22 protein-coding genes are annotated in these 24,240 nt (G+C 45.5%); 10 read left to right on the top strand and 12 right to left on the bottom strand.

Going from position 1 to position 24,240, the window contains the following annotated elements:
- Positions 1-47: 47 nt before the first annotated feature.
- Complete coding sequence (locus MD535_RS07955) at positions 48-821, bottom strand: efflux RND transporter periplasmic adaptor subunit (RefSeq protein ID WP_265674342.1); 774 nt, start codon at positions 819-821, stop codon at positions 48-50.
- A gap of 163 nt (positions 822-984) precedes the next feature.
- Between MD535_RS07955 and MD535_RS07950 the strand changes: the two genes are divergently transcribed.
- Both MD535_RS07950 and MD535_RS07945 read left to right on the top strand, forming a co-directional pair.
- Positions 985-1,668 carry a response regulator transcription factor gene (locus MD535_RS07950; protein ID WP_265674341.1) on the top strand — a complete coding sequence of 228 codons (684 nt, stop codon included), beginning with the start codon at positions 985-987 and terminating at the stop codon, positions 1,666-1,668.
- A 68-nt stretch (positions 1,669-1,736) separates the two neighbouring features.
- Complete coding sequence (locus tag MD535_RS07945; RefSeq protein WP_265674340.1) at positions 1,737-2,936, top strand: sensor histidine kinase; 1,200 nt, start codon at positions 1,737-1,739, stop codon at positions 2,934-2,936.
- A gap of 96 nt (positions 2,937-3,032) precedes the next feature.
- Here MD535_RS07945 and MD535_RS07940 read toward each other — a convergent pair whose 3' ends face one another.
- Together MD535_RS07940 and uraH are read right to left on the bottom strand one after the other, a co-directional pair.
- On the bottom strand, positions 3,033-4,373 hold the full coding sequence (locus MD535_RS07940) for an NCS2 family permease (protein ID WP_265674339.1): 1,341 nt from the start codon (positions 4,371-4,373) through the stop codon (positions 3,033-3,035).
- Between the two features lie 189 nt (positions 4,374-4,562).
- Positions 4,563-4,916 (bottom strand): hydroxyisourate hydrolase, encoded by a 354-nt coding sequence (gene uraH / locus MD535_RS07935; protein WP_265674338.1) that lies wholly within the window; start codon positions 4,914-4,916, stop codon positions 4,563-4,565.
- A 313-nt stretch (positions 4,917-5,229) separates the two neighbouring features.
- On the opposite strand from uraH, the gene puuE reads away from it, so the two are divergent.
- The 5 genes from puuE to MD535_RS07910 all read left to right on the top strand — a co-directional run bounded on the left by puuE (position 5,230) and on the right by MD535_RS07910 (position 9,690).
- Positions 5,230-6,153, top strand: a complete 924-nt coding sequence (gene puuE, locus MD535_RS07930) for an allantoinase PuuE (RefSeq protein ID WP_265674337.1) — start codon at positions 5,230-5,232, stop codon at positions 6,151-6,153.
- A 62-nt stretch (positions 6,154-6,215) separates the two neighbouring features.
- The gene (gene uraD, locus MD535_RS07925) at positions 6,216-6,731 is read left to right on the top strand and encodes a 2-oxo-4-hydroxy-4-carboxy-5-ureidoimidazoline decarboxylase (protein WP_265674336.1); all 516 of its coding nucleotides are present in this window, start codon (positions 6,216-6,218) and stop codon (positions 6,729-6,731) included.
- A gap of 110 nt (positions 6,732-6,841) precedes the next feature.
- Positions 6,842-7,828 (top strand): allantoicase, encoded by a 987-nt coding sequence (gene alc / locus MD535_RS07920; RefSeq protein ID WP_265674335.1) that lies wholly within the window; start codon positions 6,842-6,844, stop codon positions 7,826-7,828.
- A gap of 17 nt (positions 7,829-7,845) precedes the next feature.
- Positions 7,846-8,367 (top strand): ureidoglycolate lyase, encoded by a 522-nt coding sequence (locus tag MD535_RS07915; protein ID WP_265674334.1) that lies wholly within the window; start codon positions 7,846-7,848, stop codon positions 8,365-8,367.
- A gap of 75 nt (positions 8,368-8,442) precedes the next feature.
- A complete protein-coding gene (locus MD535_RS07910) occupies positions 8,443-9,690 on the top strand; it encodes a urate hydroxylase PuuD (protein ID WP_265674333.1) in 1,248 nt (415 codons plus the stop codon).
- 198 nt (positions 9,691-9,888) lie between these two features.
- On the opposite strand, the gene MD535_RS07905 is transcribed toward MD535_RS07910, so the two are convergent.
- From MD535_RS07905 to MD535_RS07870, 8 genes are all read right to left on the bottom strand, one after another.
- The gene (locus MD535_RS07905; RefSeq protein WP_265674332.1) at positions 9,889-10,071 is read right to left on the bottom strand and encodes a hypothetical protein; all 183 of its coding nucleotides are present in this window, start codon (positions 10,069-10,071) and stop codon (positions 9,889-9,891) included.
- 373 nt (positions 10,072-10,444) lie between these two features.
- Entirely contained in the window at positions 10,445-10,807 is a 363-nt protein-coding gene (locus tag MD535_RS07900) for a YgiW/YdeI family stress tolerance OB fold protein (protein WP_265674331.1), read from the bottom strand.
- A gap of 266 nt (positions 10,808-11,073) precedes the next feature.
- Entirely contained in the window at positions 11,074-12,426 is a 1,353-nt protein-coding gene (guaD, locus tag MD535_RS07895; RefSeq protein WP_265674330.1) for a guanine deaminase, read from the bottom strand.
- A 142-nt stretch (positions 12,427-12,568) separates the two neighbouring features.
- A complete protein-coding gene (xdhC, locus tag MD535_RS07890; protein ID WP_265674329.1) occupies positions 12,569-13,480 on the bottom strand; it encodes a xanthine dehydrogenase accessory protein XdhC in 912 nt (303 codons plus the stop codon).
- Positions 13,481-13,551: 71 nt separating this feature from the next.
- Entirely contained in the window at positions 13,552-15,951 is a 2,400-nt protein-coding gene (xdhB, locus tag MD535_RS07885) for a xanthine dehydrogenase molybdopterin binding subunit (RefSeq protein ID WP_265674328.1), read from the bottom strand.
- Positions 15,944-17,389: a xanthine dehydrogenase small subunit gene (gene xdhA, locus MD535_RS07880; RefSeq protein WP_265674327.1), complete on the bottom strand. Its 1,446-nt coding sequence runs from the start codon at positions 17,387-17,389 to the stop codon at positions 15,944-15,946. Before xdhA ends, xdhB begins: the two co-directional genes overlap by 8 nt.
- A gap of 283 nt (positions 17,390-17,672) precedes the next feature.
- The gene (locus MD535_RS07875; RefSeq protein WP_265674326.1) at positions 17,673-18,407 is read right to left on the bottom strand and encodes a GntR family transcriptional regulator; all 735 of its coding nucleotides are present in this window, start codon (positions 18,405-18,407) and stop codon (positions 17,673-17,675) included.
- Positions 18,408-18,605: 198 nt separating this feature from the next.
- The gene (locus tag MD535_RS07870; protein ID WP_265674325.1) at positions 18,606-19,010 is read right to left on the bottom strand and encodes a DUF413 domain-containing protein; all 405 of its coding nucleotides are present in this window, start codon (positions 19,008-19,010) and stop codon (positions 18,606-18,608) included.
- Between the two features lie 311 nt (positions 19,011-19,321).
- Here MD535_RS07870 and MD535_RS07865 point away from each other — a divergent pair, with 311 nt between their 5' ends.
- Complete coding sequence (locus MD535_RS07865; protein WP_265674324.1) at positions 19,322-20,779, top strand: DNA-3-methyladenine glycosylase 2 family protein; 1,458 nt, start codon at positions 19,322-19,324, stop codon at positions 20,777-20,779.
- Positions 20,776-21,249: a methylated-DNA--[protein]-cysteine S-methyltransferase gene (locus MD535_RS07860; RefSeq protein WP_265674323.1), complete on the top strand. Its 474-nt coding sequence runs from the start codon at positions 20,776-20,778 to the stop codon at positions 21,247-21,249. Before MD535_RS07865 ends, MD535_RS07860 begins: the two co-directional genes overlap by 4 nt.
- A 419-nt stretch (positions 21,250-21,668) precedes the next feature.
- Here MD535_RS07860 and MD535_RS07855 read toward each other — a convergent pair whose 3' ends face one another.
- Entirely contained in the window at positions 21,669-23,207 is a 1,539-nt protein-coding gene (locus tag MD535_RS07855) for a DUF3612 domain-containing protein (RefSeq protein WP_265674322.1), read from the bottom strand.
- Positions 23,208-23,363: 156 nt separating this feature from the next.
- On the opposite strand from MD535_RS07855, the gene MD535_RS07850 reads away from it, so the two are divergent.
- Positions 23,364-23,936 (top strand): aldolase/citrate lyase/malate synthase family protein, encoded by a 573-nt coding sequence (locus MD535_RS07850; protein WP_265674321.1) that lies wholly within the window; start codon positions 23,364-23,366, stop codon positions 23,934-23,936.
- The last annotated feature ends 304 nt before the right edge of the window (positions 23,937-24,240 follow it).

Here is a 24,240-nt window from a genome sequence, read left to right as displayed (position 1 = left end):
ATTACACGGATTTAGTTAATTACACAGACTTAGCTAATTACACAGATTCAGTTACCTGACGAAAATGTTGTCGTGGCATGTAAGGACATCCCTGGTCTAAAGAGGTGTTGGCTATTCTCGATTTCAATTTCGACCGGATAAGCAAATGTCTTAGCGTCTAATTCCACACCAATACGATTGATAATTGCGGTAATTTTGTGGTTTGGGTTGGCTTCCGCCCAAAGTTGAATTGGTTGCCCAACATGAATGGACGCGAGGTCAAATTCACTGGCAAGTAGCCGTGCATTGAGTGTATCGATATTCGTTAATGTGAAGAGTTGATCACCTCGGTTCACCCAGGCACCTTCGTTGACATTTCGCTCGACGACATAGCCATCAATAGGTGAGTAGACCGTGGTGTTCTTTAGATCTAACTGCGCTTTATTGAGTTCTATTTTTGCTAATTCCACATTAGCCTCCGCTGCCGCATAGTCTGCCTTTGCAACATCAAGTTCATTTTGAGACAGGCTGTTTTTAGCGCGAAGGGCTTGGTAGCGAGAGTATGTGGATTTATTAATATGTAAATCGGCTTCAACCAGCTTCAGGCTGGCCCTCTGCTTCTGTACTGCTAACTCAAAATCTTGTCGCTTGATCTCGGCTAGGGCTGAGGAAGCGGTGATCGCATCACCAACCTGCCATGAGGTTGTTTTGATCACGCCGCTCACTTCGGAAACAATACGAACGGCATTTTTGCTGGTGGTTTTACCAATTAATTCAACCGCATATGAGTGGCTGATAAATACGGATAGGCTGAGAAAAGTAATGAGTAATGAGGTTTTCATGGCTAACTCCACAAATGGATTTTTCCATAGTGTGTCGTGCTGCGTGTCGATTTTATGTCGAATGCGCGGCGGATGTTACGATGTGGAATTTGGTCATTATTCGACATTAATTCGACATGTTTTATCTATAATAGAAGGATGTTTTAGGGGCAGAGGAAAGCGCATGCTAGCGGGGAAAAGAATACTGGTTGTTGAAGACAATGAAGAGTTGCAAGGCATCTTGGCTGATTTTTTAGAAGTGAAAGGGGCAGAAGTCGATTTTGCTGATAATGGTGAGCTGGGTTTAGAGCTTGCCCTAGAGCATGAATTTGATGCCATTATTTTGGACGTGATGATGCCGAAAAAAGATGGGATGCAAGTGGCACGTGAACTGAGAGAGCAGGGCAGCACAACTCCCGTTTTGATGCTGACAGCACTTAACGGACAAGAAGACTTACTTATGGGGTTTGAAAACGGCATCGATGACTTTATTAGTAAGCCATTCCAATTTCCAGAACTGGAAGTTCGACTATTGGCATTAATCAAGCGTTTTCGAGGTGAGGTCGCGTTATCTCGTCTTCAGTTTGGTGATCTGACGATTGATCAAAAAAACCATCAGGTGATGCGTGATTCTCAACCGTTAACGGTGACTCATGCGACGTATCAAATTTTGTTGGTGTTAACTAAGGCTCAGGGAGAAGTGGTCTCTAGAGAGACGTTGATTCATCAATTGTGGGGAGAAGATATACCGGATAAAGACGTGCTAAGAAGCCACATCTATTTATTAAGAAATGCGCTAGACAAGCCATTTGAGCACCAGATGTTGGTCACCGTACCAAAAGTGGGTTTTAAATTGGTGGCGGTATGATGGGGTTAAAGCGCAGGTTTAAAAAGTGCCAACGAAACACTATTGAAGATGTGAAAGCGCGGCTCATTATGACCTTTTCTATAATGGCACTGTCGTCCTCGTTTCTGGTGTTTTTTTCGTTCTCACTCTATCTGGTCTTCAATGAGGACAATCAAATAGAGCGTCACTTAGTGTCCTTCGAGCAGGTTGCCATCCAGCATCATGCACTAGATAACGCTAAAGTAGTGTCGATTAGTCCCAATGTCACGGCGTACTTTAGCGAGCAAGCGTTAACAGAAAGGTTAAAAGCACAAGCGCCTTACCCTCTAAATGAAGTGACTCGCTACAACCGCTTTAGTGAAGATGGGTTTCTTGTCTTTCATACTGAATTTATCGACAAAACAGGGACTTTACGCCCCCTGTATCTAAGTGTTGGTATGCGAGCTCTGGATTTTGGCGACGACAGTTGGGATAGCTTGATGCTGGTTGCTTTAGCATTAATGCTCATGCTGATTGCATTTTTACGTGTCTCTTTGCAGCGCATGCTTGGAGGATTAATGTCACCGATCGCAGATCTAAGTGAACAGCTAAAATCTGAAAAGGCACAGCGTTTTTCCGTGTCTTCGAGCTCGATTGATGAAGTAAAACAACTGGCGGATCACCTCAATAGCTACACTCAGATGAAAGATCGGCTAGTTAAACAAGAACTTATGTTTGCCAAATACGCCAGCCATGAATTAAAGACACCAATATCAATCATCCTTGGAGCGGCCAATTTGCAAGCGATGAAACAACAGAAAGACTTTCAAGCTAGGCAGCGTCAGCGCATTATTCATGCTGCGGAAGGCATGCAGGCAACCGTGGAAGTATTGCTTAACATTGTTAAACAAGAAAATACCGAGCATAAAAATACGTTAACTGAGTTTTCGTATGACGATATTGATGTGCAAAAATCGATAAGTAAGCGACACCCTGACGTGCAATTTACACTGAAAATCGCAGATAACACGCCGTTGAATTTCCCTCCTGCGGTATTAAATATGCTCTTAAAAAACCTCATTGATAATTCGGCTCGCTTTACTAAACAAGGGCATATTAATGTTGAGGTGACATCACAGGCGATTACTGTCACTGATTCTGGGTGTGGCATTAGTGGGCAGAATGAAACTGAGCATGGACTGGGGCTACTTATCGTGCAGCGATTATGTGCAAGTTATGGTTGGTCATTTACCCTGAGCAATAATGCACACCAAGCGGGCTGTACCGCACACTTAGAAAGGGAGAGTTAAGCCTACATTGTTCGGGAGGCGAATAGTTGGCGTTGTCGTAAAATACAAACGAGAGGGTATTTACCCTCTCGTTTTCTACACAGAAATGTCTATCGATTAAATGTAGATTAGCTTAGCGACGAACACTGCCGTTAATACGTACATAGAGATGGAAACATCTTTCGTTTTTCCAGTACACACTTTAAGTACGGTATAGGTAATGAACCCCAGTGCAATACCATTGGCGATAGAGAAGGTTAACGGCATCATTAATGCTGTAATGGCAGCGGGTGCACCGTTAGTGAAGTCTTTCCAATCGACATGCTGCATGCTGCTCATCATGACAAACGCTACGTAAATCAGAGCGCCAGCGGTGGCGTAAGAAGGAATCATTCCTGCTAATGGCGACAGAAAGATGGCGGCAAGAAATAGCGCTGCCACAACGATAGCGGATAAACCTGTACGAGCCCCAGCGGCGACGCCAGAGGCACTTTCTACGTAACTGGTGACGGGTGGGCAACCCACACATGCACCAGCCACACTGGCGATACTATCTGCTTTCAGGGCTTTACTGAGCCCTTCAATTTTCCCCGTTTCTTTATTGATTAGGTTAGCACGTTCGGCAACACCCATTAGTGTACCTGCCGTATCAAACATGTTTACAAACAAAAAGGCGAGGATCACACTGATCATTGATATGTTGAGTGCACCACTGATATCCATAGCAAGAAAAGTAGGGGCAATGCTCGGTGGCGCCGCAAAGAAGCCATTATATTGCACAAGACCAAGCATCATTCCGACGATAGTAACACTTAAAATACCAATTAGGACGGCGCCAAAAACTTTGCGTTCACTTAATACGGCAATGATCAAGAACGCCATCGCTGCGAGAATCGCGTCGGGCTTGGTAAAGTCGCCCAGAGATACTAATGTGGCAGGGTTTTCTACGACAATACCTGCTGTTTTAAGCCCAATTAGGCCTAAGAAAAGCCCCACACCAGCAGTCATGGCAAACCGCAAACTGTGTGGAATACTTTCAATAATCCATTGCCTAATTTTGTAGAAACTCATACCAACAAACAGCACACCGGAAATAAACACTGCGCCTAATGCTACTTCCCAGCTATAGCCCATCTCACTGACGACAGTGAATGAGAAGAAGGCGTTAAGGCCCATGCCTGGAGCCAGACCCACAGGCCAGTTAGCGAATAGCCCCATCAGCAAACAGCCAATGGCGGCGCCAATACAGGTGGCAACGAAGACAGCGCCCTGATCCATACCAGAGGCTGCCATGATGCTTGGGTTGACAAAAATGATGTAGGCCATGGTGGCAAAGGTTGTGACCCCGCCAAGCATTTCGTTTTTGACACTTGAACCGTGTTGTTTGATCTTAAACCATCGTTCGAGAAAGCTATTCTCATTGGTTTGATTAAGTGTTTCTGCTTTACTTTCGTTCATTTCAGCAAGTCCTTCTAGTATTGACTGTCCCTAAACTGCACACGACCAAGCTCATCACATCAACAGGGTGTTTGATGCTTATTGATGAGTCTTTACGACGTCGAGGTTTGCTTTCGAGAGTGTGGTGCGATCACAACTAAGTAATCGTAATAATTATTCTCTTATGTAGAACGTTTCATTGTTGGTGGATCAGCTGCCTCTGTAAGTGGAAAAGCTGTATGGAGAAACCAGCAGTGGCACATGATAGTGCGACGCTTCGTCATTAAGTCCAAAGCGGATCACTACGTCATCCAGAAATGGAACATCATCGAGTTCGACGCCCTGCTGTTGGAAGTAGGGCGCAACGTGAAAGACGAGCTGATATCGGCCGGCGACAAACGCCGCTCCTTCCAGTAGCGGTGCATTGGTTCTGCCATCGGAATTGGTGTCAGTTTGTAGAATTTGAATTGGTGTATCACCGTCCAAGCGGTATAGCACCACCTGGATGTTGGCACCTGGAACACCACTCGCGGTGTCGAGAACGTGCGTAGTTAATTTTCCCATAAGATGTGCTCGCATTTATATTCTTGATAATAATATGTACACAATATCTACAATTAGTAAAGGTTGTTGTTATGAAAATGTTGCGTTACCTAACGATTTTTTTGAGGTTATTTTCTGTTTGGATGAAATTATGGCGAGTTAAATTATCATTAAGTATTTGATTTAAAATGACTGAAATAAAAAAATTAACTTTAGAAACAAAATCTTTACATTAAAATAAAAAATTGTATACAATAAATGTATTGAGTGGATCGGCCGTTACGCATTTATACGGTGAAATTCACAGGACTTATGGACTAGCAGGAGCGATTGGATGAGTCAGGATTATTCTCGCAATCTTATCGGATATGGACCAACGCCCCCTCACCCCATGTGGCCAAATGAAGCTCGCATTGCGGTTTCTTTTGTTCTGAATTATGAGGAAGGGGGAGAGCGATGTTTACTGCATGGTGATGATGAATCAGAAGCATTCCTGTCTGAAATCCCGGGCGCTCAGGCAATTCCGGGTGAACGCCACATGAGCATGGAATCAATCTATGAATATGGCAGTCGTGCAGGGGTATGGCGGATTTTACGCTTATTCAAACAATACGATATCCCGCTGACGGTGTTTGCAGTGGCTATGGCCGTTGAACGTTACCCAGATGTCGCCATTGCGATGAAAGAAGCAGGGCACGAGATATGCAGCCACGGCTATCGCTGGATTGATTATCAATACATGGATGAATCTGAAGAGCGCGATCATATGATGAAAGCCATTGAGATTATTCAACGAGTCACCGGTGAGCGTCCACAAGGTTGGTATACGGGGAGAACGGGGCCGAATACGCGCAGACTTGTGGCCGAAGAGGGTGGTTTCGCTTATGACTCTGATGCCTATGACGATGACTTACCTTATTGGCATACAGAAGCCGGACGGCCGCAGCTTGTGATTCCCTACACTCTGGATGTCAATGATATGCGCTTTGCGACTGCGCAGGGGTTTAATTCCGGTGAGCAATTTTTTCAATACTTGAAGGATACGTTCGATACGCTTTATGCCGAAGGTGAGAGTGCGCCGAAAATGATGTCTGTCGGATTGCATTGCCGTTTAATTGGTAAGCCTGGAAGAATTGCGTCTCTTAAGCGATTCATTGAATACGTTCAGCAGCACGACAAGGTTTGGTTATGCCGACGCATAGATATCGCTAATCATTGGCATCAAACTCATCCGTATCAGGCTGAATCTAAGTCGTGAACACGGCTACCAATGCCATTCAACACCACCATACTTTTAACTCGATGTAAGGAAGCATAGATATGACACCGTTTAAATTTGGCAAACCGACGCAATTAAATAAAACCGACTTTGTCGCGCGGTTTGCCGATATCTATGAGCACAGTCCTTGGGTGGCGGAGTCGGTTTTTGAACAAGGGCTTGCTGAGCAAGATAACCACATTGAATCACTGCATGAAAAAATGGCGTCAGTATTACTGGCAGCCCCTTATGAACAACAACTCGCGCTTATTAATGCTCACCCAGACTTAGCGGGCAAAGCAGCGATAGACGGAGCACTCACGGCGGCTTCAACTTCAGAGCAAGCAGGGGCAGGTATTGACCAGTGCTCGAAGGAAGAGTTCGCACAATTTACCACTTATAACGATAGCTACAAAAGTCGCTTCACATTTCCCTTTATCATGGCGGTAAAAGGGGCCAATCGTTACCAAATTCTTGAATCGTTCGAGATGCGATTAGGCAATGATAGTGAAACTGAGTTTGCTACGGCGATTAATGAAATCAACAAGATAGCACTTTTTCGCCTCAGAGATATGTAAGTCATAGGAAGACAGCTATTTCTGCTAATGGTGAGGTGAAAACGGCCTAACACGCCATCACCTGACACTCATTTTATTATTTATTGATTAATTGAACTGGATGACCGGATATGTCCTTAGATTTTGAACAGTACATCAACTTAGCCGATGAAAAACTCGGTGCTCAAGCGCTTTTTGCCACCGATGATTTTTTTGCTGATAAGTCGCGTTTGTTACGCAGAGCAGCGCCAGAATGGAAAGATGATGTTTATGATGACAACGGCAAATGGATGGATGGCTGGGAAAGCCGTCGCAAACGCAGTGAAGGCTACGATTACTGTGTCGTGAAGCTGGGGTTAGCTGGCACCATTGCTGGATTAGATATCGATACTTCGTTTTTTACTGGTAACTTCCCGCCATCGGCCTCTGTTGATGCGATTTATAGTCCAAATGAAGATCCAACGGATTTGGATCATTGGGAAGAAATTTTACCATCACAAGCGCTATCTGGAGACCAACACCATCTCAATGACATTGCCAGTGACAAAGTGTTTACTCATGTTCGTTTAAACATTTACCCAGATGGCGGTGTTGCGCGACTACGTGTTTACGGACAACCGAGCGTTGATTGGGAAGCGATCGATTCACTGCAGCAAGTTGATCTCGCAGCGGTAGAGAATGGTGGCCGAGCTTTAGCTTGCAGTGATGAGCACTATGGTAATAAGTCTAATATTCTTGGCCCTGGACGTGGTGAAAACATGGGTGACGGTTGGGAAACGGCGCGTCGTCGGACGCCAGGTAATGACTGGGTTATTGTCGCGTTAGGTCATGCTGGCAATATCGGACGGGTTGTTGTCGATACCGCGCACTTTAAAGGTAATTTCCCAGATAGCTGCTCTATTCAAGCGGCCTATGTGAAAGGTGGTACGGACGATCAAGTCGCAACACAAAGCCTTTTCTGGCAAGAGCTACTTCCAGCACAAAAACTCAACGCTCATGACATTCAGGAGTTCGTGTCGCAAGTGAATGAGATAGGCGCGGTGACACACGTTAGGTTAAATATTTTCCCTGACGGAGGGATTAGTCGTCTTCGTTTGTTTGGTACCAAAGCAGACTGAAGAATGAGGAACGTATAATGAGTAATGGAATCCGCCGTTTAGCGATTGAGCCTCTCACCCAAGAGCGTTTTTCTGATTTTGGTGACGTTATTGAGACCGAAAATCGAGACTACTTTATGATCAATAACGGTTCGACGCGCCGCTATCATCGCCTTGCTGACACCGATGTTGATGAACAGCAAGGGCAAGCGATCATCAGTATATTTCAGGCTATGCCGTTGAAATACCCACTGACGATAGCAATGCTAGAAAGGCATCCTCTTGGTTCGCAAGCGTTTATCCCATTACTTGGTCAACCGTATCTTATTGTCGTTGCAAAGAAAGGGGACACACCGTCACTGACGGAATGTCGCGCATTCATCAGTAATGGGCGACAAGGTGTTAATTATCATAAAGGGGTGTGGCACCACCCAGTTCTGACACTGACTGAGAACGATCAGTTCTTAGTCGTTGACAGGGCAGGTGATGGGCATAACTGCGATGAAGTGTTTTTTGATGAGCACCTTGTCTCGCTTCATCTTGATGATATCCCACAATGAGTGAGCACGACGATAAGCTGAGTGTAAAGGAATGAATGCAGCGCTTAGATTGAGGCTGCTAAGAAGGAGTATGTTATGGATCCGCACATGACAGAATGGTTGAACCTATTAATTCGATGGGTTCATATGGTCGTCGGTGTCGCTTGGATTGGCGCATCGTTTTATTTTGTTTGGTTGGAAAACAACCTTAACCGCAGTAACCCAAAAGAAGGGCTTTCGGGCGATCTTTGGGCGATTCACGGTGGTGGCATCTATCACCTTGAGAAATACAAGTTGGCTCCGCCTAAAATGCCAGATAACTTACACTGGTTTAAATGGGAAGCGTACTTTACTTGGATAACAGGGGTCTGCTTACTCGGCGTGGTGTATTACCTCAACGCAGACCTTTATCTTGTTGCCCCCGGCTCTGGTATCGATTCTGCTACCGCCATCGCGATTGGCATTGGGTCTTTAGCCGTTGGTTGGTTGGTTTACAGCTTTCTTTGTGATTCATTCTTGGGGAAAACCCCGGTCATTCTGGGTGTTGTGTTGTTTCTTGGTTTGGTCGCGGCGGCGTATGGATTAACTCAGGTCTTTAGTGGACGAGGCGCTTACATTCATGTTGGTGCGATAATTGGCACTATCATGGTGGGTAACGTGTTTTTTGTTATCATGCCCGCACAGCGCAATCTGGTGAAGGCGATAGAAGAGAATACCGAGCCAGATCCACGTCTGCCAGCCAAGGGCTTATTGCGTTCTAGACACAATAACTACCTCACCTTGCCTGTGCTGTTTATTATGATCAGCAACCATTTCCCAAGTACCTATGGTTCACACTATAACTGGTTAATATTGGCGGGATTATCGGTATTTAGTATTTTGGTTCGCCATTATTTTAATACTCGACATGGTAGCCAAAAATTTGCTTGGACTATACCTGTTGCTGCATTAGGTATGATCACATTGGCCTTTGTCACCTCACCGTATGCGAATAAACCGACCTCGCCTCAGGTGGCACATACCGAGAGTCATGTTACTGTGAATGCTGATACTGAAAAGAATGCTGAACAGGATGAGGCGAGCTCTTCATTTGCTAAAATCAATCAAGTGATTCAAGTGCGTTGTACGGTGTGTCATTCGGCCACCCCTTCACATGCCGCGTTTCAAACCGCACCGGGTGGCGTTATGCTTGATACGCCTCAGGAAATTAAAATCAACGCGTCTCGTATTGTCGCTCAGTCCGTAACGACGAAAGTCATGCCGTTGGGTAATTTGACCCAAATGACTGATGAAGAGAGGGTTTTAATTGGTGAATGGGCAGAGCAGGGCGCGCAAATACAGTAATAGGCGAGTACAGCCATTGATTGGCGAGTTTGCTACAGCATCGTAACTGGGCAAATGAAATGGAAGGCATCAGAGTCGACAGGTTCTGGTGCTTTTTTTATGTTTGGGATTTAACCATTGGGTTGAGTAAAGCACGTTAGAGGGGGGAAGCAACCCGCCGCGGTTAAGCGGCGATGATTTGAAGGGAAAAACAGTGGTTTAGAAAAGGTCATTAAGTAAGTCGACTAACTCATTTTCTGTCGTTGGCATTTTCGCAAGCTCAATGCAAGCCGAGCTGCCACCTTTGAGCATATAAGCTCGAGTCGTGCAGTGGTCGTGATGAAACCATTTTCCGTTGATACAAACGTCCGTATAACACCGTGGGTCTTGTTTAAGTTCCATGCTAAATCCTTTTCGTTAACCTTAACAACATGCTATTAACATGACTGTTTTTGTGGATGATTGATTTGATCTAGATCAATAGGCATAGTGGATTAACACTATAGGGGTAATAGAATTGTGTAGATATAACACGCGATAACGGGGGTGTTTATAGTGACAAATAGTGTTTCATGGTTTTATTTTAGACGAGTGAACTGATTTGTGGGTTTGACTAGGCGAATACTGTGGCAAGAAGAAAATGAGATTTTTTGAGCGGTATCGAATTAAGTCAGGATAGTGATTATCGGTCATGGATGGGGCTTGTTAATAAACGTAACAAAGACCCCGCAATATGGAGTCTTTGTTAGTGGGTTTTTAGCGCAATCCGTGTTCGTTAGCCAGCAATGACAATGCGTTTGACGTCGATGGTTGCGTCTTCCCATGCGTCTTTATCTAAGCTACCAATAATGGTGATCGTGTCATTGGGTGTGACATCGACGCCTTGCCATACGCGGTCATCAATTTCGACCACAATGGTGTTGGTGCCATCGCTAAATTGATAGTCTTCATCGCCGAGTGCTTGAGTAATGCTGCCTGTGATTTTTACAGGGGTATCGTCATTGGCTTTTAGTGCTTGAGCAACCGTAGTTTGCATACCGGCGGTTGGGCCATTAAAGCCACCAGTCGCTGGGACGGTGTTTGCTGCTGCGAAACCAGATGTTAGGATAAGCGTTGTTGCGATAATGATTTTTTTCATGTGAACCTCAGAACGTATGTTATTCGTTATTGTGCTATTAGCCAGCAGTGTCGTTAATCGTTTTTACGACCAATTCTTAGAACGGTACGACCTTAAATCGTTAACTAATCCTATGAATCGCAGCCTTAGCGTTTCGTTGATGGTGCTACTATGCACTAGGCTTAATTAATGAGAACTGAAGTGGATATTCAGAATTCGTTCATAATGAAAAAAGTCGCCATTTAAAGGCGACTTTTTATTGAGTGAGTTCGGTCTTCATTATTTTGCTAAGCAATATTGACGACTTTTTTCTCAGGGTGCTTAGATAGAGACGGGTTGGCGTCGTACGCTTTGTCGCCGTAGATGTAGGTTTCACAGACGGTGCGGTCATCCCCTAAGCTCATTAATACGAACAGCTTCTCTTCCAGAGTGATGGTTTGTTGCATCCTAAAGCGCATGAGTTGCGTAGCATGAAGGTCGAGCACCACAAAGTCTGCTTCTTTGCCTATGGCAAGGTTACCAATCTTATCTTCTAAGTGCAGCGCTTTCGCACCACCGAGAGTGGCGAGATAAAGTGACTTAAACGGATGTAGCTTTTCTTGTTGCAGTTGCATGATTTTGTACGCTTCACTCATGGTTTGAAGTATAGAAAAGCTGGTCCCCGCTCCGACATCTGTTCCCATTCCCACACGCACGCCTTTTTCTTCAAGCTTGGTGAGTTTAAAGAGCCCTGAACCAAGAAATAGATTGGAGGTTGGGCAGAAAGCGATGGCCGATTCGCTTTCTGCAAGGCGTTCACACTCACAGTCTGATAGGTGAATGCCATGGGCAAAAACGGAGCGCTTATGCAGTAAGCCGTAGTGGTCATAGACATCTAAGTAGCTGTCACGTTCTGGGAATAGGTCAAGTACCCATTCAATTTCTTTTTTGTTTTCGGACAAGTGAGTATGTAGGTACACATCGGGGTATTCTTCTAATAACTTGCCAACGGTCGCTAGCTGCTCTGGTGTGCTTGTTGGGGCAAACCTTGGCGTGACGGCATAAAGTAACCGGCCTCGCTGATGCCATTTCTCAATCAGATCTTTTGAAGCTTGGTAGCCGGATTCTGGTGTGTCGGTTAAGTAGTCTGGTGCATTTCGGTCCATCAGGACTTTGCCAGCAATCATGCGTAAGTTTCGCTTTTCAGCCTCTGAGAAAAAGACGTCAATCGATTCTTTGTGAACGGTGCCAAATACCAGAGCAGTGGTGGTACCGTTGCTGGCAAGCTCATCTAAAAATAGTTTTGCCACCTTATGGGCATAGATAGGGTTTTTAAAGCGGCGCTCTTCCGGAAAGGTGTAGTTTTCAAGCCAATCGAGCAGTTGTTCACCGTAGGAGGCGATCATACCGGTTTGCGGGTAGTGAATATGGGTATCAATAAAGCCGGAGGTGATCAGTTTGTTTTGATAGCTTGTCACAGGCATGGATGGGCTGTGGCGTGCTAGGACTTCTGTTGCAGGGCCGATATCGATGACATGACCGTTTTCTACGACTAACACCCCATCTTCGAAATATTGGTACGACTGTTCTAACTCGACCTCTTTAGGGTCTGCGATACTATGGAGTATACTCGCGCGATAGGCGCTGCGTTGCGTTGTCATTGTGATTTCCTTTTCTACCAGCAAGCATGCTTACCAGTGTATGTGTTCTGTGTGTAACTTAAACGCCCGTTTTGAGCCTGATGCTTGTGCTAGGCATCGCACTCTCGCCACTCTCATCAATCATGATTGGGACGAGCTGGTGTTACGCGATATGTTGATGTGGCGCTTCATCGTTAGGGGCAATATTGTTGTCTTGATCTAGGATGCTGCTCTCTTTTGGGAGGCGTGCAGCCGCGCGGTTATCATCCCGACTGCCCTGAGCTGGGCGCTTTTGCTCAATACTTTGCCCTTGATAATGGGCAATTAATTCGCCAGCAACAGAAACGGCGATTTCTGCTGGGTGCTTACCTGTCACTGCGCCAATTCCGATAGGGCAAACCATGCTATTAATTTGCTCATGGTTATAGCCACGTTGCGACAATCTGAAATCGAATTTCTTGCGTTTAGTGAGGGAGCCAATCATACCAAAGTACACACTGTCATTTTTATCAATGATGGCCTTTGCCAGCTCAAAATCAAGCTGATGGTTGTGTGTCATCACTAAATAATAGCTGTTTGATGGCAGGTGTCTCACTTCACCGACGGGATCATCGGAGACAAGTTTAGTCACGCCATGAGGTAAACTATCAGGAAATTCTGCTTCTCGTTCATCGATCCAAGTAACGCGAAATGGCAGGGTAGCCACGACATGAATTAAGGCTTTCGCCACATGGCCCGCTCCGAAGATCACGAGATGTCTTTCTGCTGTGCCGATAGGTTCAAAGCTGAGAGTCGCCATTCCCCCACAACATTGCCCTAAACGGGCGCCAAGATTGAAGCGCTCAACTTTCAGCCCTTGTTCTCTTGTTTCTAGCATCTCTCTGGCCATTTTGGCGGCGACATGTTCGAGGTGACCACCACCAATGGTGGCAATAATACGATCATGCGTGACGAGCATTTTCGTTCCGGCATCGCGAGGTACCGAGCCTTTATCTTCTAGTACGGTTACCATGACGCAAGACTCATGGTCTTTCTCAAGTTGCGCCAGGGCTTGAATCCAATTGTCTTTAAACATAACGCTCTCCTTAATTGTCCCACAGTCCCTGATCTCCGGCCCTTTTTTAACAGAGCCGGACAAGGGAGGCGTTAGGCGCTGCGTTGATAACCTTTGGTTGAAGTGGACGGGTTCGTGCGCGGATGAGTAACGGCATGCACTGCCATGAGTACCCGCTCTGGTGTGGCTGGTGTATCCAATTTAGGGATTGCACCATCGACGGCAACAGACGCGATGGCATCCTTTAGCGCGCTCCACACAGACATTCCCAGCATAAATGGTGGCTCACCCACCGCTTTGGAGTTAAAGACGGTGTCTTCTGGGTTACTGCGATTTTCTAGAAGCTCGGTTCTAAAGTCGATGGGCATATCGGCAATCGCCGGAATTTTGTAACTCGCAGGCCCATTGGTCATCAGGCGACCTTGCTCATTCCACACTAATTCTTCCGTGGTTAACCAGCCAGCGCCTTGTACAAAGCCACCTTCGATTTGTCCAATATCGATGGCGGGATTTAGCGATGCGCCGACATCGTGCAAAATATCCACCCTGAGGATTTTGTACTCGCCAGTAAGCGTATCAATGATGACTTCAGAGCAGGATGCGCCGTAGGCGAAATAATAGAAGGGACGACCGCGAGCCTTTTCGTGGTCATAGTAAATCTTCGGCGTGCGATAAAATCCGGTACTCGATAGAGAGATCTGGTTCATCCATGCCAGTTCAGCAAAGTTGGCGAAGGTCATGATTTTTTCACGAATTTGCACAAAGCCATTTTTGAAAATGACCTCTTCTGGCGTGACAGAAAAGTGGGCGGAAGCAAAATCGATCAACCGCTGCTTGATGGTTATGGCTGCGTTTTGTGCGGCCTTACCGTTGAGGTCGGCGCCCGATGAGGCGGCGGTCGGCGAGGTGTTCGGCACCTTGTCGGTATTGGTTGCGGTGATTTGGATACGGTCAACATCAACTTGAAACTCCTGAGCAACGATTTGTGCAACTTTGATATTAAGACCCTGTCCCATTTCGGTACCACCGTGATTCAAGTGAATACTGCCATCGGTGTAAATATGGATTAGGGCGCCAGCTTGGTTTAGAAACGTCGCGGTAAAGGAAATACCGAATTTAACTGGGGTGATCGACAAGCCTTTCTTTAGGATAGGACTCTGTTGATTGAACTTGGCGATGGCTTTACGTCTTGCATGATAATCGCTGCTTTGTTCAAGCTGTTCGGTGATCTCAGGCATGAAGTTATCTTCTACCGTTTGGTAGTAATGTGTGACATTGCGTCCTTCGTCGCCATAGTAATTCGCTTTACGAACCTCTAATGGATCTTTGTTTAGGTACCTAGCAATTTCGTCCATGATGTGTTCAATCGTCATCATGCCTTGTGGACCACCAAAGCCTCGATAGGCGGTGTTTGACGCGGTATTGGTTTTACAGCGGTGCCCGGTAATGGTTGTGTCGCCAAGGTAGTAGGCGTTGTCAGAGTGAAACATAGCACGGTCAACAATAGAGCTAGAAAGATCAGGTGAGTAACCGCAGTTACCAGCAACAATAATTTCACTGCCTTGGATCACGCCATTGTCATCGAAGCCGACTTTATACTGGTTGTAAAAAGGGTGTCGCTTACCCGTCATCGTCATATCTTCGTTACGTAATAGACGCATTTTGGTGGGACGACCAGTCAAATGAGCAATGACAGCAGCCATACAAGCCGGTGCTGCAGCTTGGGTTTCTTTACCACCAAAGCCGCCACCCATGCGGCGCATATCAATGACGACTTTATGCATCGCGACGCCAAGCACCTCAGAAACCAGCTTTTGTACTTCGGTGGGGTTTTGTGTGGAGGTGTAAACAATCATACCGCCATCTTCGGTTGGCATGACACTGCTGACTTGAGTCTCTAGATAGAAGTGTTCTTGACCGCCAATATCAATATCACCCTCAATCACGTGGGTCGCTGCTGCGATAGCTTTAGCCGAATCGCCACGCTTTTGCTGATGACTCTCCGTGACAAAGTGTTTTTTCTCGAGCGCTTCTTTTACGTCTAGGATTGCAGGTAGGGCTTCGTATTCAACAATAGCGGCGTGGGCCGCTTTTCGAGCGACTTCTAGGCTGCTGGCAGCCACGGCGATAACCGGTTGCCCATAGTATTCTACTTTACCATCAGCCAATAATGGGTCGCCGGGAAGAATGGCGCCGATGTCGAGTTGACCAGGGATGTCTTTTGATGTGATGGCAATTTCAACGCCCTCAAATTCATAGCAAGGTGAGACATCAATACGAGTGATAGTGGCATGCGCTTGCGTACTCAGTAGCGCATAGACGTGCAACTGATTGGGAAATTCTAAACGGTCATCGATATAGACGGCTTCGCCAGTGACTTGCTTGGGCGCACTGTCATGTTTGACGCTTTTACCCACTCCCGTTTTGAGATCTTGTTTGACTAGCGCCACCATCTCTTCGTGAGTCAATGGGTTGTGATTCACATTAGACATAAGACGTTACCCTCGTTTCAATCTGATTGTTCTTGTTCGATTCTTCTATGTAGTAGCGCTTTAGCATGTTGCAAGCGGTCATTGAGCGATATTCTTGGCTGGCTCTAAAGTCGGAAAGAGGCTCAAACTCATCCGCTATAGCGGCCATGGCGTGTTCAATGGTTTGTTCGTTCCAAGGCTGACCAATAAGGCGTTGCTCACACAGGTTGGCTCGCTTGGGTATCGCAGCCATACCGCCAAAGGCAATGCGTGCATGAGTGACCGTACCGTTGTCAATTTTAAGATCAAAGGCGCCACAAACCGCTGAGATGTCGTCATCCAATCGCTTAGACAATTTGTAAGCACGGAACCCCGCTTGAGTTGGCTTGGGTATGATGATTTTTTCGATAAATTCACTTGGCTTTTGAGCCGTGACTTTGTAACTGATGAAGTATTCTTCAATCGGTAATGTGCGGGTTTCGCTGCCACAGCGGAGCTGTACTTTGGCGTCTAGGGCAATTAATAGTGGCGGTGTATCGCCAATCGGAGAAGCGTTGGCGACGTTGCCACCAATCGTACCCTGATTTCGTACTTGCAAAGAGGCAAAGCGATGCAACAATTCACCAAAATCTGGGTAGTAGCGCTGCAACAGTTGATAAGCGTCGCTGATAGGGAGGTTTGCGCCGATGATTAAATCGTTTTCCGCGTCCTCGCACACTTTCATGTCTTCGACTAAATTGACGCTGATTAGTGTCTCTATTTCTCGGTGAAATTGTGTCACTTCCAACGCTAAATCCGTTCCTCCAGCCACCAATTTTGCCGTTGGGTGCGCTTGATATAGTTTCGCTAGCTCTTCGGTGGATTTAGGAGAAAAAGCGGTAAGGTGACCTGCTCGTAAACTGGCTTCGTTTTGTTGGATTTTTTCTAGTTTTTGAATGGTGAGTCGAGAGAGTTCAGAAAACTGGTCTGTGAGCGGAGTATCATCACAAAGAGACAAGGCTGCATCAACAATTGGACGATAACCCGTACATCGGCACAGGTTACCTGCGAGTGATTCCATAACATCTTGTTTGTTGGCGTTGGGCTTGTTTTTCCCTAGCGCAAACATCGACATAATAAATCCGGGTGTGCAGTAACCACATTGTGAGCCATGAAAATCAACAATCGCTTGCTGGACAGGATGAAGCGAGCGATCTTTCGCTTGTAAGTCTTCAACGGTAATGAGTTGTTTACCATGCAGAGCTGAAATAAAGGTCAGACAGGAATTAACAGAACGGTAACGAAGCTCGCCGTCGACAAGCTCGCCCAGTACCACAGTACAAGCTCCGCAATCACCAGAACCACACCCTTCTTTGGTGCCATTTTTGTTTACCTGTGTTCTTAGGTAATTCAGTACTGTCATATTGGGAGACAGATTTTCTTCTTGTCTAATATCTTGATTGAGTAGGAAAGTAATCAAGAGACCTCCTTGTGTAAGACGTTTAGAGACTAATTATTTTTTCTGACCTTTGGGTCAATAATTAGTCAAACTGACCGCCCGGTCAACTATTTTCTTACAAAATGGCAACATCAATATAGTGGGAGTTGTAATTCCTAATGGGGTGGTCTGGGTAAGTTGCTGATATTATTTAAGTTAACACTTTTTGGGTGGTGTTAATTATTTGTTAGCGCGTGGGGCGGTAGAAAGGGGGGGGACTTAGGGGAGTCGCGCAGCGCCTCTTTTTGCTGAGGCACTGCAAGCATTAGGATTTTGCTTTAAGGAGATCGGAGAAAACGACATGCAAATCATTTGAGGTGGTGGCGTTGTCGAGGTTCAACTTAGAACGTATATGATCTAAATGCTCCTTCATTAAGTTTAGCGCTTGTTGTTCATCACCAGATTCAATCGCGTCGAGAAGCCCTGTGTGTTCATCTAGAGAGCAGTTAGAGTGACTGCCAGTTTCATATTGCGCAATCAGTAGTGATGTTTGCGACACAAGGCTACGCTGGAAGGTTAACAATGGCGCATTGTCTGCCATTTCAGCTAATTTTATGTGGAACTCGCCGGACAAACGCAGGCCCGAACCATAGTCATTCACAGCAAAGGCTTTGTTTTCTTTGGCAACGAGTTTTCGACATTCGGCGATTTGAGCTGGGGTTGCGTTGTTGACTGCTAGCTCAGTGATTGCCAGCTCCATCACTTCTCTCGCCTTAAAGATTTGTTTTGCTTCATCGACAGTAGGCGCTGAAACAATAGCACCTCGATTGGGGCGAATATCGACCACTTTTTCCAATGACAAGCGGAGTAGTGCTCGGCGTATGATCGTGCGGCTAACACCAAAAATTTCGCCTAAGGCTTCTTCGTTCAACTTCGTCGCTGGTGGTAGGCGTTGTTCTAAAATGGCATCAAAGATATGGCAATAGACCACGTCATCTTGGGTTTGCCCCGCCACCTTGGTTTTAATGTTTGTGTTTACAGAGTTTTTCAGGCTTGCCATCAGGTAACAGTACTCGTTTACAAAATATGAACTAATAGAACAATAATACTTTACTTTGTATACAAGTATCTAGCTGAAACGAAAACTGTGATGAGTCGTGCAGAATTTATGAAGAACACCGTGTTAGCAACAAATCACAAAGGCGTGCATAGAATGAAGTAATCAAGCCGTCATGAATGACGGCTGATAATTTGAGCGTTATCTATCGGCGATATCTGAGTCCTCAGTGACTAAACTGTCGTCCAACACGTCATCTTGTTGGTAGTCGTCATCGTCGTCGCGATTCGCTTCAGCTTCAACTGGCTTTTTAGCGTTTAATGTGTGAAATCGTCGTCGATCGCGAGCTAAATGAATATACTTGACCCATGCTTTTTCGAGCTTAGTTTCAGCCTGTCTTTCATCTTGCATGACCAGCAAAAAGTGTTGTTCGACTACGCTTTCAGGTGCTATCTCACCTTGTTCGAGTTGATTCATAGTCGCACCATAACGAATTAAAATCTCTTCTTCGGCTAACGTAAAGTCACCAGATTTTGCAAAGCCACGGCGAAATTTGTTGTTGTCATAAAATGGCTTATTACCAAGACGAAAATCTACATCAGACATAATAACCTCATGCAATCATGTTAACTGTTTGACACTGACCTAGTATAGAAAGTGTCGACGAAATTGCAGGTTTTTTAACCAGTATTTTCACCCCGATGAAACATAGATTTGCTAACATCTTGGCGAACCATTACTTTTCATTTTTATCGTTAAGAAAATATGATGTTGTGATGACATTTTTATGTTTGTCACGTTTCTATATTCAGTTCCGAAAATGGCGAGTGTAGATGAGAAGGTGCGTTACACTTATTGTACTGATCACGATGACAATTATTGGCATGGTCGTGCAGTACAAGGGAGTTTAACAACAAATGGCGGTATCTTTTAGCGATGTATCAACAGGTAAGTTGTCGATTGGTGAGCATGAAACGTGTGAACCAGAAACACGAGAGGGTGCCTATCATCGGCAATTGCGGTTGGAGCAGTTCCGAGCAGCTCGCTTATCTCGGGATAGTCGATTTGACGGTCAGTTTTTCGTGGCAGTGAAGACAACCGGCATATTTTGTCGCCCCATTTGTCCTGCGAATTTACCAAAAGAAAAGAACGTCGAGTATTTTGTTAATGCCCCGATGGCATTGCAGGCTGGATATCGTCCATGCCTGCGCTGTCGCCCAGATAGCGCGCCCAGTTCTTGGGCATGGCAAGGTGTTGAGACGACATTTCGACGAGCAATCCATTTGATCGAGCAAGGCGCGCTGCAACAAAGTAGTGTTGAGCAGTTGGCCGCGAGGCTTGGCATAAGTAGTCGTTATTTAAGGCAAGTATTTGAAAAGCATCTTGGCATGTCGCCAAAGCAGTATGCACAATATCAGCAGCTGATGTTTGCAAAGCAGTTACTACACTGCAGTTCTATGAGCGTAACGGATATTGGTTTTGCTTGCGGTTTCAACAGCACTCGCCGATTTAACGATGCCTTTCAAAAGCTGTTGAAGCTCAATCCGACGACTATGCGACGGCAGCAGCGTGTTGATGGTGTAAGTAACTCGTTGACACTTGCCTACCGCGGTGCTTATGACTGGCATCGGCTTCTGGCATTTTATCAATTTAGAGCCATTGATGGCATCGAGCGAGTGACTGAGCACTCTTATGAGCGTTATATCGAACTGGATGGCACGTTAGGATGGTTTAAAGTTTGGGCAGACTTCGAAAATAAGAAAACTGTTCGTGTCGAGTTCGATGTGGAAGATGCCAGACAGCTGTATTCTATGGTCAGTAATATTAAACGTATGTTCGATTTGAATGCGGATCTGTCGGCGATTGAAAGCCATCTATCAAGCGTTGACGCAAACCTCGTACGCCATAGCGGCATCCGTATCCCGGGGGTATGGTCAACATGGGAGGCAGGAGTCAGAGCGGTGCTGGGCCAGCAAGTTTCTGTGAAAGCGGCGATTGGGCAAGTTAATTTGCTTAGTGATACGGTAAATAAAACCTTATCAGGGCAGAAGGTGTTTCCTGACCCTAGCTCAATTATTCAACATGATTTGAGCTTTTTGCGAATGCCTCAGAGCCGAAAAGACACATTATCGCGGCTCGCTACTGCCCTTAACAATGATGTAAATCTCGCCCCTGATTTGTGGACTGAAATAAAAGGCATTGGCCCGTGGACGATTAACTATGCGAAGCTACGTGGCTTGTCTCAGCCTGACTTGTTACTCGCCACCGATCTTATTGTAAAAAAATACACAGACCTTCACCCATCGTGTGTCGCGAACCGAGTCTCACCGTGGGGAAGTTATGCCACTTTACATTGTTGGAGCCAACATTCATGACATTTTATGCGGTAGTAGATAGCCCATTGGGGCGAGTGACAGTTCAGGCTACGGAGCAGGGGCTCACTGGGTTGTGGTTTGAGGAGCATACCACGCAACCAGAAGAGTTGGGGGAGTTGCAAGCGGACCATCCAATTTTGTTACTTACAAAGCAACAGCTTAGTGAGTATTTTTCTGGTATTCGCAAGACCTTTGATATCCCGCTTGCGGCAAAAGGCACCCCTTTTCAGATGCAGGTTTGGCAAGCGTTATGTGATATTCCTTATGGACACTCAATGAGCTATCAAGAGTTAGCGGATTACATTGGTAACCCTAAAGCGGTGAGAGCCGTAGGTTCAGCAAATGGCAAAAACCCAATTTCAGTGATCGTGCCTTGCCATCGTGTTATTGGAAAAAGTGGTCAGTTAACGGGCTATGCCGGCGGAGTGGCACGTAAAAAGGCGTTATTGAATCTCGAAAAGAGAGTATAAAAACGTCAGTGTGCAGCATGCTATGACCTCTACAGTGTCAGCTTGTGGTTATTTTATGGTGTCTATCTGTTAGTCATAGGTAATAACGCGGAGTTGCTTGGTGATAAGTTTCATATTTATTTTGCTAATATCGCTTTTTTATCGATTTGCAATAACCAGTGTTTGCATTTTGCTAAATAAATTGCATTATGCAAAAATTATATGAGTATAGTTTATTCAGTTAATAGGAAAACTAAGCAATAACAGTAAAAAAAGGAAGGTTTAAAAGTTGGCACGCTATCTGCATATATCAAAGTGACCCTTATTAAGCCGAGGGTCACCTAGCCAACTGACGTTGTTAGTGAACACCTCTTGTTCACACATGTATATAGCCAGTCACCTTATTTTGTGGCTGGCTTTTTTTCTTTCTAAAGGCTGCGTTATTCTAAAATTATCTCGTGTTGGTCGTCCGATTTTTCATAGCAACTAGGTTTGCGTGGGCAGCCTGCCCCTCGTGAACAAATCAACCGTGCTTCATTGTCTATTCCTCGTTCAATCCAGTTGATATTAAGGATTTTTGAAATAGTGGTGAGATCCTTTTTGATGCTTCTAGGTATTGTGGCACTGCCGCCGCTACTGACGCAAAGCCCTTTTAATTCGTTGGCGATATCCAGTGCATTTCCACCTTGTGCGTCAATGGCGGGGTTGAGATCAATGCCTGCGCAAAGGACTCGATTATTGCCCGCCGGATCGGTCATATTGACAGATTCACAGCAGTAAATTCTTGGTTCACCATTGACGTTTAAAATCGAGAGTTGCGCAGAAGAGCCATTTCTCGGCTCTGAAAGGCGTCTAAATACTGCCCAGTGTTGACATGGGTCATTCACCATTCGCATGTTTCCCCATGGAAGCGGAATTCCGTTTCCGCGATATACCGCTTTTAATTTGCCCGGTCCATAAGCATCGAAGTAATGCCAATGGGGGTAGGGTGATACCACGGTCATTCTACGCATGGCCACAGACGGTGAGACACCAGCATGCTTATGGGCATCAATTTCATAGCCACATCGGTCCAAAAGTTGTCGAAATGGGACTTTTGGACACAACAGAGCGCCGGCAAAGAAGCTCGATTCAAAGTCTCGCCATGCTTGTAAAATATCTTGTGAGTTGAGCGCCGATGTAGACAGTGAATTCGTTGAATCCTCCCAACTGTTATGATGACCAACACTTAAGACACTCTTTAACCCCTCTTCGCTATGTAACACTCTATGACCAATGTAAACCGCGAGATCGTATTTGAGCCGAGTCGGGTATGCTTTTAAGATCTCATTGAGATAGATAGTGCCTGGAGGCTCAAAAAAGGAGGTCACCAATTGCTTGGCATTGATACCCAACTCGTCAACCACATCTTTTGGGGTACGGTTTACCCATTGGACTCGTAGGCCTAAATTTTTAGCAATGTCGATAAGGTCTTCGACGGAAAGATTTAGGCGCTTCAATCCAACCTCTTCTGCAGCTCGCTCTAAATCAGGAAAGTGGTTTTGCAAGCTTTCTTGATGGGCACGAATTAGAAGGTGAGCAAACTGTCGCCCTGTGATCCCAGTTTGTGAGAGCATTTCAGGAATGGCAATTTGCAAAATGTCGTTAGAGAAAAGAAAACTGGGTTCCAGCGCCATGCCGCTGATACCGCCACGGTTTCCTCTAACCGGGGTGATCTCCTCTTGTTCTGGTTCACTGTCTAGAAACCAAGCTGGATTCTTCTGAAAAACCTCTGCGATGACTTCAAGCATATCGATACTTGGCACTCGCTTGCCTCGCTCTATCATCGATAGGTAAGAGACGGATGGCGCGCACTCAGGGTTAACCCGAATACAACGTGTAGAGAGGTCTTCCATTGTTAAATGGTTACGTTTTCTGAGGTTTCGAACTTTAGTCCCCAGAAAGTGAGACTGTCTAATTAGGCTTTTTGACAACGGCATTTTGTAAAATTCACACTGTAAAATTTTTGTTGTGAAATTGTAGTCAAAAAAGCGCTAGTCTACATAGTAAGCAAGATCACAAAACGAATATTAATTTAAACACTTGTTTAGTGTATTTGCTCTATTTGAGACTAGCGGCAGTAAAAGGAAGAGATTATGAACATGCTGACATTCGATAAGACAGAACTACATAAAAACCATTCAACGTTTATCGCAGAAGCTGTGTTCGCCGTAGAAATGGTCAAAGCCGATGAGCAAATTGAAAAACAAAAGATGGCGAAACAATTACTGGATACGTTATTTCCTTTAGACAATGGGTCTCATGAGGATGTCGTCAGCTATGAAATCGACTATAGGCATGTGCAAGCTTATTTTAAAAATGGACAGCATAGCGGGCTTAAGCGAGCGAAACAGTTCGTTGCTTACACGGGTGACAAATGTTCACCAGAGTCGATCCTCTTCAGGGATGAAAGTGGTACTCATGTTGAGGTGATGATTGGGCGTAGAAAAGGGACGGGTCGTTTGGAGTTGGTCGAAATCGATGATGTGCAGTTAGAAACGTGTACGACTTTTGGCCACAGCGAACAGGATAATGCTTCGGGTATTAGGCACTGGGTTAGCTTGGTACAAGGTGATGAGGAAGGTCGTCCAAGCGCGAGCAGCGAAGACAAAGAATATACGGCTAAGAATGGCGAGGACTACACGTTAGGGTTTAGTTTTTCATTTTAGGTACGAGTTAAATAAAAGCAGCAAATAGTGGTTTATCATGAAACGCCTGTGGTGCCACCAAGCTAGGCTGTTTCTCTAAATCCATATTATTGAGAGCATACTGCCTGTCACTCAATTAATGGCCTCCCAACTTTGGTGAGGCCTTTTTATTGGGCACCGAAAGGTCAATGAACAAGCTACGTTATACGGTGAGTGAAATACTAGTATCAGCGACATAACTCTATCAGTGACATAACTCTATCGCTGCTTAACCTTACGCCTGCTCTCTCGTTTTTTTACACATCGAACCGTGAGAAGAATAGAC

It is taken from the genome of Vibrio qingdaonensis (genome assembly GCF_026191675.1).
GTDB lineage: Bacteria > Pseudomonadota > Gammaproteobacteria > Enterobacterales > Vibrionaceae > Vibrio > Vibrio qingdaonensis.
Note: the sequence above shows the minus strand (reverse complement) of the source record. Positions and strands in the feature narration are given on the sequence as shown.